The 16,268-nt window shown below is 57.2% G+C and carries 14 protein-coding genes and 1 other annotated feature; of the genes, 3 read left to right on the top strand and 11 right to left on the bottom strand.

The genetic code is table 11. From position 1 onward, the window contains the following. Positions 1-102: 102 nt before the first annotated feature. On the top strand, positions 103-1,779 hold the full coding sequence (ybaL, locus tag RS584_RS05260) for a YbaL family putative K(+) efflux transporter (RefSeq protein WP_252010916.1): 1,677 nt from the start codon (positions 103-105) through the stop codon (positions 1,777-1,779). 93 nt (positions 1,780-1,872) lie between these two features. Here ybaL and RS584_RS05255 read toward each other — a convergent pair whose 3' ends face one another. The 9 genes from RS584_RS05255 to RS584_RS05215 form a co-directional block, all read right to left on the bottom strand. Beyond that, positions 1,873-3,177, bottom strand: a complete 1,305-nt coding sequence (locus RS584_RS05255; RefSeq protein WP_032104066.1) for an inosine/guanosine kinase — start codon at positions 3,175-3,177, stop codon at positions 1,873-1,875. Positions 3,178-3,239: 62 nt separating this feature from the next. Further along, the gene (gene hemH / locus RS584_RS05250) at positions 3,240-4,202 is read right to left on the bottom strand and encodes a ferrochelatase (RefSeq protein ID WP_017383216.1); all 963 of its coding nucleotides are present in this window, start codon (positions 4,200-4,202) and stop codon (positions 3,240-3,242) included. 124 nt (positions 4,203-4,326) lie between these two features. Beyond that, on the bottom strand, positions 4,327-4,971 hold the full coding sequence (gene adk / locus RS584_RS05245) for an adenylate kinase (protein WP_006809841.1): 645 nt from the start codon (positions 4,969-4,971) through the stop codon (positions 4,327-4,329). Between the two features lie 218 nt (positions 4,972-5,189). Beyond that, positions 5,190-7,064, bottom strand: coding sequence for a molecular chaperone HtpG (gene htpG, locus RS584_RS05240; RefSeq protein WP_032670453.1), 1,875 nt, complete (start codon positions 7,062-7,064; stop codon positions 5,190-5,192). 110 nt (positions 7,065-7,174) lie between these two features. Further along, a complete protein-coding gene (recR, locus tag RS584_RS05235) occupies positions 7,175-7,780 on the bottom strand; it encodes a recombination mediator RecR (protein WP_006809843.1) in 606 nt (201 codons plus the stop codon). Further along, positions 7,780-8,112: a YbaB/EbfC family nucleoid-associated protein gene (locus RS584_RS05230; protein WP_003858972.1), complete on the bottom strand. Its 333-nt coding sequence runs from the start codon at positions 8,110-8,112 to the stop codon at positions 7,780-7,782. Before RS584_RS05230 ends, recR begins: the two co-directional genes overlap by 1 nt. Before the next feature lie 53 nt (positions 8,113-8,165). Continuing rightward, positions 8,166-10,094 carry a DNA polymerase III subunit gamma/tau gene (dnaX, locus tag RS584_RS05225; protein ID WP_017694393.1) on the bottom strand — a complete coding sequence of 643 codons (1,929 nt, stop codon included), beginning with the start codon at positions 10,092-10,094 and terminating at the stop codon, positions 8,166-8,168. Next, positions 8,772-8,836 (bottom strand) — a sequence feature (DnaX frameshifting element). (Overlaps the previous gene by 65 nt.) A gap of 88 nt (positions 10,095-10,182) precedes the next feature. Next, a complete protein-coding gene (gene apt, locus RS584_RS05220) occupies positions 10,183-10,734 on the bottom strand; it encodes an adenine phosphoribosyltransferase (RefSeq protein ID WP_000127359.1) in 552 nt (183 codons plus the stop codon). A gap of 151 nt (positions 10,735-10,885) precedes the next feature. Then, positions 10,886-11,263: a DUF454 family protein gene (locus RS584_RS05215; protein WP_015571246.1), complete on the bottom strand. Its 378-nt coding sequence runs from the start codon at positions 11,261-11,263 to the stop codon at positions 10,886-10,888. 50 nt (positions 11,264-11,313) lie between these two features. On the opposite strand from RS584_RS05215, the gene priC reads away from it, so the two are divergent. Continuing rightward, a complete protein-coding gene (gene priC, locus RS584_RS05210; protein WP_017383213.1) occupies positions 11,314-11,841 on the top strand; it encodes a primosomal replication protein N'' in 528 nt (175 codons plus the stop codon). A 12-nt stretch (positions 11,842-11,853) separates the two neighbouring features. After that, a complete protein-coding gene (gene rsmS, locus RS584_RS05205) occupies positions 11,854-12,027 on the top strand; it encodes a pleiotropic regulatory protein RsmS (RefSeq protein WP_023334736.1) in 174 nt (57 codons plus the stop codon). 32 nt (positions 12,028-12,059) lie between these two features. Here the strand turns inward: rsmS and mscK are convergent, their stop codons facing one another. Further along, on the bottom strand, positions 12,060-15,416 hold the full coding sequence (gene mscK, locus RS584_RS05200; protein ID WP_252010918.1) for a mechanosensitive channel MscK: 3,357 nt from the start codon (positions 15,414-15,416) through the stop codon (positions 12,060-12,062). Between the two features lie 113 nt (positions 15,417-15,529). Further along, on the bottom strand, positions 15,530-16,183 hold the full coding sequence (gene acrR / locus RS584_RS05195) for a multidrug efflux transporter transcriptional repressor AcrR (RefSeq protein ID WP_193041799.1): 654 nt from the start codon (positions 16,181-16,183) through the stop codon (positions 15,530-15,532). Between the last annotated feature and the right edge of the window lie 85 nt (positions 16,184-16,268).

The following is a 16,268-nucleotide window of genomic DNA, read 5'->3' as shown; positions in this document are numbered from 1 at the left end:
AACAATTATTCATAAACATAAGCGTAAAAATTGTCATAAACTATTAATCGGCTTTTTGGTATTTGCACCAAAAATGGATCACCCATCGCGAAAGGAGACGGAATGCACCACGCCACACCGCTTATCACCACCATTGTTGGTGGACTTGTGCTCGCTTTTATCCTCGGCATGATTGCCAATAAACTGCGTATTTCGCCCCTGGTAGGCTATTTGTTAGCGGGCGTGCTGGCGGGGCCCTTTACGCCGGGTTTTGTGGCGGATACTAAACTGGCACCTGAACTGGCGGAATTGGGCGTGATTCTGCTGATGTTTGGCGTAGGCCTGCATTTCTCGCTGAAGGACCTGATGGCGGTAAAGTCTATCGCCATACCGGGAGCGATCGCCCAGATAGGGGTGGCGACGCTGCTGGGGATGGCGCTTTCGGCGGTGCTGGGCTGGTCGCTGATGACCGGCATCGTGTTTGGGCTGTGTCTTTCAACCGCCAGTACCGTGGTGCTGCTGCGCGCGCTTGAAGAGAGACAGCTAATAGACAGCCAGCGCGGGCAAATCGCGATTGGCTGGCTGATTGTTGAAGATCTGGTGATGGTGTTGACGCTGGTTCTGCTGCCTGCCGTTGCCGGTATGATGGAAAAAGACAACGTCGGTTTTGCCTCGCTGGCGCTGGATATGAGTATCACCATTGGTAAAGTCGTGGCGTTTATCGCCATCATGATGCTGGTGGGTCGCCGTCTGGTGCCGTGGATCATGTCCCGCAGCGCAGCGACGGGTTCACGCGAGCTGTTTACTCTCTCCGTGCTGGCGCTGGCGCTGGGGATCGCCTTTGGCGCGGTTGAGCTGTTTGACGTCTCCTTTGCGCTGGGCGCGTTCTTCGCGGGGATGGTACTGAACGAATCCGAGCTGAGCCACCGCGCGGCGCACGACACCCTGCCGCTGCGAGACGCCTTCGCCGTGCTGTTCTTTGTCTCCGTCGGGATGCTGTTTGATCCGCTGGTTCTGATCCAGCAGCCGCTGGCGGTGCTGGGCACGCTGGCGATCATTATCTTTGGTAAGTCCGTTGCCGCCTTCTTCCTGGTACGGATGTTCGGTCACTCGCCGCGCACGGCGCTGACCATCGCCGCCAGCCTGGCGCAGATTGGCGAGTTCGCCTTTATTCTGGCCGGTCTGGGGATGGCCCTGAACCTGCTGCCACAGGCGGGGCAAAATCTGGTGCTGGCGGGGGCGATCCTCTCCATTATGCTAAACCCGGTATTGTTTGCCCTGCTGGAGAAATATCTCGAGAAGACCGAAACCCTCGAAGAGCAAACCCTGGAAGAAGCGATTGAGGAGGAGAAACAGATCCCCGTGGATATCTGCAACCACGCGCTGCTGGTCGGTTTTGGCCGCGTCGGCAGCCTGCTCGGTGAGAAGCTGATGGCCCAGGGGATCCCCCTGGTGGTGATTGAAACCTCCCGCACCCGCGTCGACGAGCTTCGCGAGCGCGGCATCCGTGCGGTGCTGGGCAACGCTGCTAACGAAGAGATTATGAATCTGGCGCATCTGGACTGCGCTCGCTGGCTGCTGCTCACTATCCCGAACGGTTACGAAGCTGGCGAGATTGTCGCCACAGCCCGTGAAAAATGCCCGCATATCGAAATCATTGCCCGCGCCCATTATGATGACGAAGTGGAGTACATCACCGAGCGCGGCGCGAATCAGGTGGTGATGGGCGAGCGTGAGATTGCGAATACCATGCTGACAATGCTGACGAAACCGCCGGTTGAAGAGGCGGTGACGGGTTAAGTTATGTGCGGCCTGATGCCCTCACCCTGGCCCTCTCCCACAGGGAGAGGGAACAAACACTAAAAACGGCAACCACGGGTTGCCGTTTTGCTTTTACCTGTCCCAATACGCCTCTTCGAGGCTGTCTTCCCGTTCCGGCAGCCCCCGCGTTAAGCGCGGTGAATGCTGGTTCAGCACCTGATAACTCACGCGGTTCGCGTACTTGCACACCTGCGCCAGCGAGGAATAGGTCAGCCAGTTGAAGGTATGTTTGCTGGAATTCGGCACATTGGTTTTGTGGTAGGCGTTGGCGGTGATGTCGTGCAGCAGTGCGGCCAGCGCGCCGTCGCCCGCGCCGTTGGTGTTCATGATCTTCTCGGGGCCACCCATATACGGTGCAATGTGGGAGAAGATACGCAGCGGGTTGATGCAGTCTTTATGACGCATGGCGCGGCTGAACTCGTACTGGTTAAATTCGGCGATTGCGCCCGGCAGCAGCGGGTGCTGGGTTTTCCGCTTGCTCTCTTCTTCCGTAAAGCCCGCCATGTACAGCCCGACCGGCCCGGCGGTGCAGAGCACCAGATCCACCCAGTCCAGCGCCTTATCAGACGCCAGCAGCGGATCGCTTTCGCCGGTCAGCGCTTCGGCTTCTTCTTCATTCATCGCCAGAATCGAGACGTGTTCTTTCAGGAAGGCCTGCCACCACTCCGGATTGTCGGCAATGACGAATTTGGTGCCCAGCGTCAGAACCACAGGCACGTTGTATTTCTTCGCGTACTCAATTGCCTTCATGGTTGCGTCCGGCATTGGTTCGCCCGGCTTGCAGCGCACCAGATAGGAGGTCAATACCAGCGCAGACGCGCCCGCGATCACCTCTTCCGGGATACTTTCAGCGCGCAGCTTGTTCATATGGCCGGGGCTGATGGCAAAGGTACGCTCGCCGGAATCGCTTATCAGCGTAAAGCAGCGGCCAATCGGCCCGTCAACGCCCTGTAAATAGTTCAGATCGGTGCGGCTGGAGGTATTGCACAGGTAGCGGTAGGCGTAGCCACCAATTTCGATATTGCTGCACATCACGCCAAGCAGCACCGAGCGGTCGTCTGCCAGTACGGAGTAGTTGTGCATGGTGTTGCCGATGGTGCCGCCGGCAAACTGGTGGGTGATAAGATTTTCGCGCACCAGCTCCTGATACAGCGCTTCAGCAACGTCATCCTCAATCACCAGCGAGTGCCCGGCGCTCAGACCGTAACGTGCGACAAACGCATCATCCACTTTGGCTTCAATGTCCACCAGCGTCTGATCGATACCGACCACCCAGGCAGCGCTGGTTTCGCTTTCCTGCTGAATTTGCTGTAACAGCGGATCGCGGGCATCGACGGGGAAATAGTGTTTGGACTTACGTTTACCGGGAAATTTCATGGTCTGAACTGTGCAAAGAATACGGGCCGGGAATGGTAGCACAAACCCGGCCCGTAACGCGATCAGCGGCGGGTGGTGACCAGTGAGACCATCATGTCGATGTGTTCAGGGGAGTCGTTAAGCGCAGGAATGTATTCGTATTTCGTTCCGCCCGCCTCCATAAAGAACTCTTTGTTCTGGACAGCAATCTCTTCCAGCGTTTCCAGACAGTCCGCCGAGAAGCCCGGCGACATCACCTGAATGTGCTTCACGCCCTTCTCGCCCAGCATTTTAAGCGTTTCATCAGTATACGGGGTGAGCCACGGTTCACGACCGAAGCGCGACTGGAAGGTCATCATCACCTTCTCAGGCGGCAGGCCGAGGGCGGAGACCAGCTCGCGGGTGGTATCGCGGCAACGCTGGGGGTAATCATCCCCTTCGTTCGCGAAACGCTGCGGAATACCGTGATAGGAGAGCAGCAGCAGATCCGGCTCGCCGTGTTTTTCAAACGACGCGCGCGCGCTGCTGGCAAGCGCCTGAATGTACAGCTCGTTATCGGCGTAGTCGCGGATAAAAGTGATACCCGGTATACGGCGGCGGGTCGCCAGAATGCGCGCCAGTTCGTCCCAGACGGCAGCCACCGTGGAGCACGAATACTGCGGATAAAGGGCCAGCACCACAATGTGTTCAACGCCCTGCGCCAGCAGAGAGTCGACGGCGCTTTCCAGGGACGGCTTACCGTAGCTCATGCCGAGCGCAACGGGCATGTCCGGCAGGCGGGCGGCCAGCGCCTTCTCCTGACGACGGCTGTAGACCATCAGTGGCGAGCCCTCTTCCATCCACACGGACTGATAGAGCTTTGCCACACGCGGGGAACGAATCGGCAGAATGACGCCACGCAGCAGTGGCCACCACAGCAGTCTTGGGGTATCCACGACGCGCGTGTCGCTTAAAAATTGTCGCAGGTAGCGTTTGACCGCCGCTGGAGTAGGTGCTTCTGGGGTGCCCAGATTGGCAAGCAGGATGCCGGTTTTCGCCTGACTCATTCACGCCTCTTAACCATTTGATAGGCTGTCAATTGTAGCGGAAATGCGTTTAAACGAAACCCATTGCTGTAATAGGTAAGATGAGAATTTTTCTCACCCGGGGCTCCGGGTGAGAGCGGTGTGCTTAGCCGAGGATTTTTTCCAGCTCTGCACGTACGTCAGCCACGGCTTTTGTGCCGTCCACTTTCGCGTATTTGGTGTTACCCGCCTGCGCTTCTTTGGTGTAGTAGCCGATCAGCGGTGCGGTCATCTGATGGTATTCCACCAGGCGTTTACGCACGGTTTCTTCCTGATCGTCTTTACGGGTGGTCAGCTCTTCGCCGGTCACGTCGTCTTTGCCTTCAACCTTAGGTGGGTTGAATTTGATGTGGTAAACGCGGCCAGAAGCAGCGTGTACGCGACGGCCAACGATACGGTCAACGATCAGCTCGTCTGGTACGTCGAACTCCAGCACGTAATCCACGTTGATGCCCGCTTCTTTCATGGCGTCAGCCTGAGGAATGGTGCGCGGGAAGCCGTCCAGCAGGAAACCGTTACGGCAGTCTTCCTGAGCAATGCGCTCTTTAACCAGCGCGATAACCAGTTCGTCGGTCACCAGTTTGCCTGCGTCCATGATGTCTTTCGCTTGTTTACCCAGCTCGGAGCCAGATTTAACAGCGGCGCGCAGCATGTCACCGGTGGAGATTTGCGGAATACCGTATTTCTCCATGATGAACTGAGCCTGAGTTCCTTTACCCGCGCCCGGAGCGCCAAGCAGAATAATACGCATTGCGAAAATCCCCTCAAAAGTCGATTCAATTTTTCAAAAAGCGCTAAACAATACCACCAGAACGGGTATGGCTCAAGGAAGGCGGGAAGGCTGAAACGGTTAACGGGGGGAGATAATTTGGCTTCGGGCGGTCTGGTGCCCTCACCCTAACCCTCTCCCACAGGGAGAGGGAACTCTTTCACCCTCTCCCTGTGGGAGAGGGCCGGGGTGAGGGAAGATTACGCCAGCAGCAGCGCATTCACACGTTTAATGAACAGGTTAGGATCTTCCAGCGTACCGCGCTCGGCCAGCAGGGACTGATCCAGCAGCAGTTCAACCCACTCCGCAAAGCGGGCGTCGTCCTGGGTATCCGCCGCGCGTTTCACCAGCGGGTGATCCGGATTAAGCTCAAAGATATATTTCACATCCGGCACGGCCTGGCCCGCCGCAGCGAACAGTTTCGCCATCTGGGTGCTCATTTCGTCCGCATCGGTGGTGACAATGGCTGGCGTATCGGTCAGACGGTGCGTGAAGCGCACCTCTTTCACGCGGTCGCCCAGCAGCGTTTTAACGCGCTCAACGAACGGCTCCAGCGCCTTCTCGGCTTCTTTCGCGCTGTCGTCCACTTCATCCGCCAGCTTATCGATAGACTCGTCGGCTTTGGCAACGGACTGGAAGGATTTACCGTCGAACTCGGTCAGGTAGTTCATCATCCACTCGTCGATGCGGTCAGACAGCAGCAGCACTTCGATGCCTTTCTTACGCAGCAGTTCCAGATGCGGGCTGCTCTTCGCTGCCGCATAGCTGTCGGCGGTGATGTAGTAGATCTTCTCCTGCCCTTCTTTCATGCGGGAGACGTACTCTTCCAGCGACACGGTCTGGGCGGAGGAGTCGTTGTGCGTAGAGGCGAAGCGCAGCAGTTTAGCGATAGCTTCCACGTTCGCAGTATCTTCCGCCGGACCTTCTTTCAGCACCAGGCCAAACTGTTTCCAGAAGGTCTGGTATTTTTCCGCATCGTCCTTCGCCAGTTTTTCCAGCATCTGCAACGCACGTTTGGTCAGGGCGTTGCGCAGGTTACGGGTGACGGTGCTGTCCTGAAGAATTTCACGGGAGACGTTCAGCGGCAGATCGTTGGAGTCTATCAGGCCACGCACAAAGCGCAGGTAGTTCGGCATGAACTGCTCGGCGTCGTCCATGATGAAGACGCGCTGCACGTACAGCTTCAGGCCGTGCTTGTGATCGCGGTTCCACATGTCCCACGGCGCCTGCGCCGGAATGTACAGCAGGCTGGTGTACTCCTGTTTCCCTTCCACACGGTTGTGGCTCCAGGTCAGCGGATCGGTGAAGTCGTGGGCGATGTGCTTGTAAAACTCGTTGTACTCGTCGTCTTTAATTTCAGCTTTATTACGCGTCCACAGCGCCTGCGCCTTGTTGATTTTCTCCCAGGAAACCACGGTTTCGCCGTCTTTCTCTTCCTGTTTTTCAATCTCTACCGGCAGCGCGATATGGTCGGAATATTTGCTGATGATGGAGCGTACGCGCCAGTCGTTCAGGAAATCGTCTTCGCCTTCACGCAGGTGCAGGGTGATTTCGGTGCCGCGATCCGCTTTGGTGATGTCATCAACGGTGTATTCACCTTCACCTTTAGACTCCCACAGCACGCCGTTCTCGGCGCTGTCGCCCGCGGCGCGGGTGCGCACAGTGACTTTGTCCGCCACGATGAACGCCGAGTAGAAGCCTACGCCGAACTGACCGATCAGCTGGCTGTCTTTCGCCTGGTCAGAGCCCATGGACTCAAGGAACGCTTTGGTGCCGGATTTGGCGATGGTTCCGAGGTGGTCAATCACCTCGTCGCGGTTCATCCCGATGCCGTTATCGGCGATGGTCAGGGTGCGGTTCTCTTTATTAAACGAGACGCGCACGCGCAGCTCGCCGTCGCCTTCATACAGATCCGGGTTAGACAGCGCGCGGAAGCGCAGCTTGTCCGCCGCATCAGAGGCGTTGGAAATCAGCTCACGCAGGAAGATTTCTTTGTTGGAATACAGGGAATGGATCATCAGGTGCAGAAGCTGTTTTACTTCTGACTGGAAACCACGGGTTTCTTGTCCTTTCATCTAAGTCGACCTCAACAATGCCATTTAATGGGGTTGTAAAACGTTGAGTGAGAGATGGGGATAAGGGGAGGAATTTTCAAGCGGAGGCCGCGCGCGCAGCCTCCGTTTGGTCAGAAAATAATCTTGTGACGTCCGGCCAGCGAGTGTGACAGCGTGGTGCCGTCGACCATCTCCAGCTCACCGCCGACCGGCACGCCGTGGGCGATGCGGCTGGCGTCAACGCCGTACTGCGCGCACAGTTCGGCGATGTAGTTGGCGGTTGCTTCCCCTTCCACCGTCGGGTTGGTGGCGAGGATCACCTCTTTGATGGTTTCCGACTCCAGGCGCTGCTCCAGGCGGTCAAGACCGATATCGTCCGGGCCGATGCCGTCCAGCGGGGAGAGATGCCCCATCAGCACGAAATAGCGGCCGGAAAACTGCCCGGTTTGTTCGATGGCGTAGATGTCCGCCGGACTCTCCACCACGCAAATCTGACCATTTTCCTGACGACGCGGGTTCGTGCAGATGTTACATACGTCCTGCTCGGTAAAGGTCCGGCAATCCGCACAGTGGCCAATTTCTGACATGGCGCGGGTCAGAGCCTGCGCCAGGCGCATCCCGCCGCTGCGGTCGCGCTGCAATAGCGTAAACGCCATACGCTGCGCCGACTTCGGGCCAACGCCCGGCAGGCAGCGCAGTGCTTCCATTAACTGCGTGAGCAGCGGACTGGTTTGCATCAGAATGGCATCTTAAAGCCCGGCGGCAGTTGCATACCGCTGGAAACAGAGGCCATTTTCTCTTTCTGGGTTTCGTCGATACGGCGAGCGGCATCGTTAAACGCGGCTGCAACCAGATCTTCCAGCATCTCTTTGTCGTCTTCGAGCAGGCTCGGGTCGATTTCAACGCGACGGCAGTTATGCGCACCGTTGATGGTCACCTTGACCAGACCGGCACCGGATTCACCCGTGACTTCCAGCTGAGCGATCTCTTCCTGCATCTTCTGCATTTTTTCCTGCATCTGCTGAGCCTGCTTCATCAGGCCACCCAGACCGCCTTTTCCACCAAACATAGGCTTCTCTCTTCTTTCACGTTAAGGATTACAACCGTAAGTCAGACTCACGATCAAATGGGGCGAATACTCTCTTCATCCAGATCGGCGTCGAAGAACCGGCGCAGGGTCTGGATGTTGTTATCCGCAATTATCGCCTCGCGCGCCTGCGCGAGCTTCTCTTCATAAATGGCCTGACGCCACTCCAGCGGCGTTTTCACCGCCGGATTATCATCTTCAATGATAGTCAATTCAACCGGTACACCCTGTAATGCGGTAAGCGCCTCGGCCAGCGCCTTTTGCGCGCCAGGGGAATTCAGGTGGCGTTGACCCGGACGCAGGTGCAAACGCACCTGATTGCCGTCCTGCTCTTTCCAGGCGTTCAGCGCGACCTGCTCCACCAGCTTCGGCAGTTGCAGTTTGCTGACCTCGGCGGCCCAGGCATCGCGCTCAATGGACTCTTCCGCGAGCTTCGCGGACAGCTCCGGCGTTTTTTCATGCTCCAGCGCCTTTTTCAGCGCTTTTGGCGTGGCGACCACTTCCTTGACCGTTTCAACGACGGTGGTCGCCTTCCAGCGGTATGCCTCTTCTTTCGCCGGGGCTTTTTGCTCGAGCGCGGACGGTGCCGGACGCGACTGCACGCGCTCCGTTACCGAGGCCAGTCGTTCAAGCGCGGCGTTGTTCACCGGCCGCGCTCTTGCAGGCGCTGCCGGTTCACTCTTTTTTGGTTTGGTTGCTCCCTGCGCACGTTGCAACTGGCTTCGTGCGGCAAGCACCGAACTGGTGGCATCCGACAGCGGCACGTTTTGCGGCGGCGGCGATGCCGGTTGCGGTGGCACCTGCTGCGGTGACATTACCGCGGTCGGCGCAACCGGCGCAAAGGACTGCCGGGGCGTTTCCGGCTCCGGCAGTGGCTTGCGCGGATGGAAGGCCAGCGCGCGCAGCAGCGTCATTTCAACGCCCATCCGGCGATCCGGTGCAAACGGCAGCTCTTTGCGGCCAATCAGCAGCGTCTGATAATAAAGCTGAACGTCAGCCGGCGGCACGGTGCGCGCAAGTTCACGCATCCGCTGTTCAATGGTCGCCATGTCCGCGCCAATGGCCGACGGAGACAGTTGCAGCATCGCCACGCGATGCAGCAGGCTGAGCATCTCGACCAGCAGCGCTTCCCACTCAATGCCACGGGCAGCAGCGTCGTTGACGAGCGCCATCACTCGCTCACCGTTGGCGGCAATCATCGCTTCAATAAGCGACAGCGCCTGATCGTCATCCAGCGTGCCGAGCATAGTGCTGACCGCGTCGGTGGAGAGTTTACCGTCACCGCTGGCAATCGCCTGGTCGGTCAGGCTCAACGCATCGCGCAGGCTGCCGTCCGCGGCACGGGCCAGCAGTTGCAGCGCACGCGGCTCGTGGACAATGTTCTCTTCATCGAGGATATGCTCAAGCTGAGCGCGGATCTGCTCAACGTCGAGCGCCTTCAGATGGAATTGCAGGCAGCGCGAGAGGATCGTGACCGGCAGCTTTTGCGGATCGGTGGTCGCCAGCAGGAATTTGACATGCGCAGGCGGCTCTTCCAGCGTTTTCAGCAGGGCGTTGAAGCTGTGGCGCGACAGCATGTGCACTTCATCGATCAGATAGACCTTGAAGCGGCCGCGCGCCGGGGCGTACTGCACGTTGTCGAGCAGATCGCGGGTATCTTCCACTTTGGTGCGCGAGGCGGCGTCGATCTCAATCAGATCGACAAAACGCCCCTGCTCGATCTCACGACAGTTGTCGCACACGCCGCACGGGGTGGCGGTGATCCCGGTTTCGCAGTTCAGACCTTTTGCCAGCAGACGGGCAATAGAGGTTTTACCGACGCCGCGGGTGCCGGAAAAAAGATAGGCGTGATGGATGCGACCTAGCGACAAGCCGTTCGCCAGGGCCGTCAGCACATGTTCCTGACCGACAACGTCAGCAAAGGTTTGTGGTCGCCATTTACGGGCTAACACCTGATAACTCATGGGCAGGCTCTGCAACGCTGGAAGGTGAATTAATGGAGGGGAATGCTATCACAACCTCACCCATTGAGCGAGGTTGTGAGATACGGGATTAATGTCCCGGGAATGGCACCAGGCTGTAGCTGGTAATACCCTGTTTTTCCAGGCGCTGCTCGCCGCCGAGATCGAACAGGTTGATGATGAATGCCGCGTCGGTCACTTCCCCGCCCAGACGACGGATCAGCTTCACGGTCGCTTCGATGGTGCCGCCGGTTGCCAGCAGATCGTCCACCACCAGCACTTTGTCGCCTGGCTTGATGGCATCAACGTGAATTTCCAGCTGATCGGTGCCGTATTCCAGTTCATAGCTTTCAGCAATGGTTTCACGCGGCAGTTTGCGCGGCTTACGCACCGGCACAAAACCCACGCCCATCGCCAGCGCAACCGGTGCGCCAAACAGGAAGCCACGGGCTTCAGTACCTACTACTTTGGTGATCCCGGCGTTTTTATAACGCTCAACCAGCAGTTCAATGCTGAGCGCGTACGCTTTCGGGTCTTCCAGCAAGCTGGTGACATCGCGGAAAAGAATGCCAGGTTTTGGATAGTCCTGGATACTTTTGATGCTATTTTTCAGATATTCAAGCTGCTGTGCAGTTGCGGTCATCGGTTTGTGCCTAAATGAAACAGTGTTACTCACGGCGCGCGACGAGTCGGTCAAAGTAACAGTTGTTTAACCTTTGACCAGGCGCACCTGTGCTCGAAAACGGTCGAATTTACTGGCTGTGCGCCATAATTGCAACCGCCATGATGAGGCTTCAGTGCTTTTGTTGCTTTTCATCAACCACGGGGATCCGCCACATAAAGATCAGCAGGCAGACCAGGATCGCCAGCAGCAGAATGCGCACCCACATCATTTTCACCAGCCATAACGAGACGGCGAAGGTGATCAGGATGAAGGCAATGGCGCGCGGCTTAGCCCCGGGCGGCATGGCCCGGTGTTTTTGCCAGTGCCGCAGGTAGCCGCCAAACCACGAGCGGTACAGAAGCCAGTGGTGAAAACGCGGCGACGAGCGGGCGAAGCACCAGGCGGCCAACAGGATAAACGGGGTGGTCGGCAGCAAGGGTAAAACCACACCCAGCGTGCCCAGCACTACCGCGAGCCAGCCAATGATGATTAAAATAGTACGCTGCATAATGCGAATCGTTATCAAACTGAACGGCTACTTTACCACTGGAGAGCGCCTTGAAAACAGCACTGCTTCTTGAGAGGCTGCAAAATCAGCTGATCGCGCTGCGGGCGCAGGCCACGCCGTTGATGGGCCACGCCACGCTGAAACCGCGCTTTGACCGGCAGCTCTTCCGCACCCGCAGCACCGTCATTGAGGATTATCTTGCTGAAGCGCAGACCAATCTCGACGAGCTTCGTCACGCGGTTGAGAGTGAACAGCAGGAACAGGTCGCGTGGCTTGCGGAGCATCTTACCGAGCAGATCACCGCCCTGCACCGGGAAATCGCCGCCTGGCCGTTACGGGCGTGGGACAGCGCCTCGCCGGGGCTCGGTAAATGGCAGCGCAAGCGGCTGGAGAACCAGGAGTTTGAGCGCCGTCTGTTTGAGATGAAGCGCGAGCGCGAAGCCCGCCTGAACACCAGCGAAACGCTGGAAGAGCAGCAGTTATTAATGCGTGAAATCAGCGCGCTGGAAGGCCGCATCGTCCGCTGCCGTCAGGCGCTGGATGAGATTGAACGCGTCATTGAACGCCTGACCCGTTAACAGGAGCCACTGATGTCACTGGAAAATGCCCCCGACGAGGTCAAGCTGGCCGTCGATTTAATTATGCTGCTGGAGAATCACGAGATCCCGGCGGAGACGGTGCTGAAAGCGCTGGAGATTGTGCGACGAGATTTTGAGGGGAAACTTCCCCCTCACCCTGCCCTCTCCCCTGAGGGGAGAGGGTAAAAGCAGCCCGCACCAGATTATTCCCTCTCCCTTCAAGGGAGAGGGTTAGGGTGAGGGTCATCACCCTTAATCTCGCGCTTCACTTCCGTATGCTCATCGCCTTTCTCGTTGCGCAGATGAACCTCAAGCTGGTTAAAGGCGATATTAATATCGTTTTCACGACACAGACGGTCAATGGTGCGGTTCAGCTCATCGACGGTGTAGCTGCGATCGCGCAGTTCGCGTACGTACAGGCGCAGCTCATGATCCAAAGTGCTCGGCCCGAAGGTGGTGAAGAATACCGCTGGCGCAGGATCGTGCATCACTTTTGGGTGGTCGGCTGCCGCCTTCAGCAGTACCTCTTTCACCTTGTCCAGATCCGAGCCATAGGCCACCCCGAGTCGGATCACCACGCGAGTGGTGGTATCCGAGAGCGACCAGTTGATCAGACGCTCGGTCACAAACGCTTTGTTCGGGATGATCACCTCTTTACGATCGAAGTCGGTAATGGTGGTCGCACGAATGCGGATCTTGCTGACGGTCCCGGAGAAAGTACCGATGGTGACGGTATCGCCGATACGCACCGGACGTTCGAACAGGATAATCAGGCCAGAGACAAAGTTACCGAAGATCTCCTGCAAGCCGAAGCCCAGACCCACCGACAACGCCGCCGCCAGCCACTGGAGTTTATCCCACGAGACGCCCAGCGAGCCGAATACCGTCATCGCCCCGACAATAATAATGACGTAGTTCAGGATGGTGGTAATGGCGTACGACGCCCCCTGACGCAGGTTCAGCCTTGAGAGCACCAGCACTTCCAGCAGACCCGGCAGGTTGCGGATCAACGCCCAGGCAACCACTGACGACACCAGCGCAAAGAGCAGGCTGCCCATGGTGACGCTTTTCATTACCGCAGCGCCCGCTTCGGTACCGTTGTATTGCCAGAGCGTGATACTGTCGAGGTAGGCGAAGACGGTAATTAAATCAGACCAGATTGCCCAGAACATCACCGCAAACAGGGCGATCATCACCAGCATGGTAATACGCATCGTTTGCTGGTTAACCTGCTCCAGAGCAATGGTCGGCTCTTCCTGCGGCTCTGCCCCTTCAGCCCCCTCTTTCACCTGATGCTGCCGACGGGCAACAGCACGACGATAAGCAATGCGGCGCGCCGCCACGCTCAAACCACGCAGCACGGTCTGGAACAGCAGGTTCCATACAATCACCAGATAAACCGTTTCGATCCAGCGGCCGGAAAGACGCAGCGTGGTATAGAAGTAACCCGTCGCCGTCAGCACCATCAGCGCCAGAGGAATGATCGCCAGTACCGTTACGGTAGCCAGACGAAGATTGTGGGACTCTTTATCCCGCCAGCTGTCGCGGCACATTGGCCACATCAGAACGGCAATCAGCAGCAGGTTCAGCATAATCACCAGTTGCCCCAGCACGTCATCCATCAGGTGCAGCGGGGAAAGCTCCGCCACAACTGACCAGAAGTGCAGCGGCAGCAGCGCGAGGCTGATGCGCACAATCTGGCGACGCCAGTGGCTGGTGAGTTTTTCCGGCATGTTGAAGTGGCGGACGGCGACGCCATCTTTTTCCAGCACTTTCCAGCACAGACCAAACACCAGCCAGAACAGCGCCAGCTTCTTGCTGAACGCCCACAGCAGATCGCTGATATTCAGCTGCATGGTCAGCAGGATCAGGCCCACGGCGAGTATCAACAGGCAGACCGGCAGAGCACGGATCAGATCGATCAGGATCGCTTTCGGGGTGTGCAACTGGCTGTCGTTACGCAGTTGCCCCACTTCCGAGGCCAGCTTCGCCTGGTACTGTTTCAGCCATTTCAAACGCCAGCGTATGACGCCGGCGATGAGCAGCAAAGGCAGCCCCGTCAGGAAGGCAATCATCACCGCAGGCCAGGCTTTCTCCCAGTTCACGGTAATTTTCATGCTTTTGATCTGGGATTTCAGCGTTTCGGGGAAAGATTTAAACCAGTCCCAGTCCATGGGTTTATTGCTGTTCACCCAGAAAATCTGCTGGGTCAGGATCTCCTGGAGGCTTTTAGAAACGCTCACCAGCTGCTGCTGGTTGATTTGCAGGTTAATCGCCATCATCAGCTGGTTGCCCAGCTGCTTGTTAAGCTGATCGAGCAATTCGCGGCGCATGTCCACCACCTGCAACAGCGCGTCGTGAACTTCAGCGTTCACTTCACCTGAATGGCCCTCTTCCACTTTGGCAACGAAGGTATCGCTCTGAAATAGCGCATCGCGCTGCTGGTTAACGTCAAACTGTTCAAGACGCAAATCCGCAATGCGGTTGGTCATGTCTTCCAGCTCGTCGGCGGAAGGCAGCGTCTGCTGTTGCTGGTAGAGAATGCGCGACAGCAGCAGGCTGCCCTTCAGGACGGCAATCTGCTCCTTGACGTTGCGCTCGGCCTGCAAAGCGCGATCCAGCCAGTTTTTGACCTTAATATTTTGCTGCACCAGCGCGCTGCCGTTTTCAGTCGCCTGAATCAGACGCTCGCTCAGCTGGTGGTTAATCTCCAGCTCCTGCTTCACCAGCGGGTTGGCCTGAATACGGGCCGTCTCGTCTGGCGAAACCGCTTCCTGCGCCGTTTTTTCAGTCAGCGTCAGGCGCTTGCTGTTCACCGCTTCCTGCAACAGCTGAAGCTGATGCTCAAGCCGGTTGATATTCGCGGTCACGTAGTCACGCTGTTTTTGCAGCGCATCCTGTAGCACCGTGTTGCCTTCCAGGCTCTTACGCTGCTGTTCAATCTCCGCGTTTAGCAGCGTCTGCTGGATGTTCAACAGCGTTTGCTGGCTGGGACGAAGCGCCCCTTCCCCCACGGTGATGCCATTCAGACGGTTACGTATCTGCTGTAGCTGTTGCGACGCCGAGTACATGGCGTTCTGCACGCGCTCAGGCTGGGTTTGCAGCGAAACCAGCTGGCTGTTGTAGGTTGAGAGATCGGACTGCGCCGTTTGCAGATCGTCCAGTAGCTGCGCCACTCGCGACTCAAGCTGGCGCAACGACAGCGTGGCAAGCGTTTTTCGGGTTTCATCGTCGTTATCGACGTCGCTGAGCGCACTCAGCGCCTCCGTTGCCTTACGCATGTTCTCCGGCGCCTGAGCGACCTTCTGCCGTAGCTGGGCTGTTTCGGCTTTGATGCGATCGATCTTGTCCAGCGTTTCCAGGGTTTCCGTCAGATCCTGCTGAACGAGTTTTTCCTGGGCGGAGAGATCTTTTTGCTTATTCAGGGTGTCGAGTTGCGACTGAACATCAGCACGCGTGGGAATGTCACTGCCATTGTCTGCACGGGCCCATGAAAGCGGCGCGGCTGCAAAGTAAAACAGCAGGATCAAAAACAGGGCCAGAACAGGATGTTGCGAGCGATTGATGTGCAGCATAGTTGTGAATGTGATGTGAGAAATGACCGGAAATAGTCGGGCATGAAGGATATCACGCCCGGCTGAAGCAGAATAGTACGACGGAAAGGGTCTACGATTTTTCCCATGCCCGATCAGGCAGAGCGCGGGCTATGTTTACTTTGAAGGGTCGGACAGAGCTGGCACATCTCAAGAAAAATTTCGACGTAGCTGCGCGCCTCTGATCTGAGATCGAACGACTCCGGAGCAAAAAGCCAGTTTTCCATCAGGCCGGAAATATAGCTGCGCATCAGGATCGCCGCCCGGCGGGTGAGTAATGTGGCAGGAAGCATTTTGGCCTGCATGCACTCCGTGAGGACCTGTTCGATGCGATCGTAGCTTTCCAGACACAGGTCGCGCTGCGCCTGCTGAACCACCGCCATTTCACCAACGAACTCACATTTATGGAAGATGATTTCCATCATCAGACGACGACGCTCTTCAACAACCGTCGCTTCAAGGATATATACTAGAATTTCTCTTAACACTGAGAGTGGATCGTGAGGGAATTTTGCCCGATACTCACTCTCAAGATCGCTAATGCTGGACTCTGAAAGCTCCCAGATTTCACCAAACAGATCGGACTTGTCTTTGAAATGCCAGTAAATCGCTCCCCGCGTGACGCCCGCGGCCTGAGCAATCTGTGCCAGCGAGGTTGCCGAAACACCCTGCTGTGAGAACAAACGCATTGCCACATCCAGAATGTGTTGTCGGGTTTCCAGCGCTTGTTGTTTGGTTTTTCGTGCCATACGTTGATGAATTTACAGGAGTCAGATTTACATACATTTATGAATGTATGTACCATAGCATGACGATAATATAAACGCAGCAATG

The sequence above is a fragment of the Enterobacter sp. DTU_2021_1002640_1_SI_PRY_ASU_LCPMC_013 genome (genome assembly GCF_032389435.1).
GTDB classification, from domain to species: domain Bacteria; phylum Pseudomonadota; class Gammaproteobacteria; order Enterobacterales; family Enterobacteriaceae; genus Enterobacter; species Enterobacter hormaechei_C.
Note: the sequence above shows the minus strand (reverse complement) of the source record. Positions and strands in the feature narration are given on the sequence as shown.

Coding starts and splice junctions, on each gene's coding strand:
- RS584_RS05255 (WP_032104066.1), bottom strand. CDS start 3,177: ATGAAATTTCCCGGTAAACGTAAGTCCAAACACTATTTCCCCGTCGAT.
- rsmS (WP_023334736.1), top strand. CDS start 11,854: ATGTCACTGGAAAATGCCCCCGACGAGGTCAAGCTGGCCGTCGATTTA.
- ybaL (WP_252010916.1), top strand. CDS start 103: ATGCACCACGCCACACCGCTTATCACCACCATTGTTGGTGGACTTGTG.
- recR (WP_006809843.1), bottom strand. CDS start 7,780: ATGCAAACCAGTCCGCTGCTCACGCAGTTAATGGAAGCACTGCGCTGC.
- htpG (WP_032670453.1), bottom strand. CDS start 7,064: ATGAAAGGACAAGAAACCCGTGGTTTCCAGTCAGAAGTAAAACAGCTT.
- adk (WP_006809841.1), bottom strand. CDS start 4,971: ATGCGTATTATTCTGCTTGGCGCTCCGGGCGCGGGTAAAGGAACTCAG.
- dnaX (WP_017694393.1), bottom strand. CDS start 10,094: ATGAGTTATCAGGTGTTAGCCCGTAAATGGCGACCACAAACCTTTGCT.
- apt (WP_000127359.1), bottom strand. CDS start 10,734: ATGACCGCAACTGCACAGCAGCTTGAATATCTGAAAAATAGCATCAAA.
- acrR (WP_193041799.1), bottom strand. CDS start 16,183: ATGGCACGAAAAACCAAACAACAAGCGCTGGAAACCCGACAACACATT.
- RS584_RS05230 (WP_003858972.1), bottom strand. CDS start 8,112: ATGTTTGGTGGAAAAGGCGGTCTGGGTGGCCTGATGAAGCAGGCTCAG.
- mscK (WP_252010918.1), bottom strand. CDS start 15,416: ATGCTGCACATCAATCGCTCGCAACATCCTGTTCTGGCCCTGTTTTTG.
- RS584_RS05215 (WP_015571246.1), bottom strand. CDS start 11,263: ATGCAGCGTACTATTTTAATCATCATTGGCTGGCTCGCGGTAGTGCTG.
- hemH (WP_017383216.1), bottom strand. CDS start 4,202: ATGAGTCAGGCGAAAACCGGCATCCTGCTTGCCAATCTGGGCACCCCA.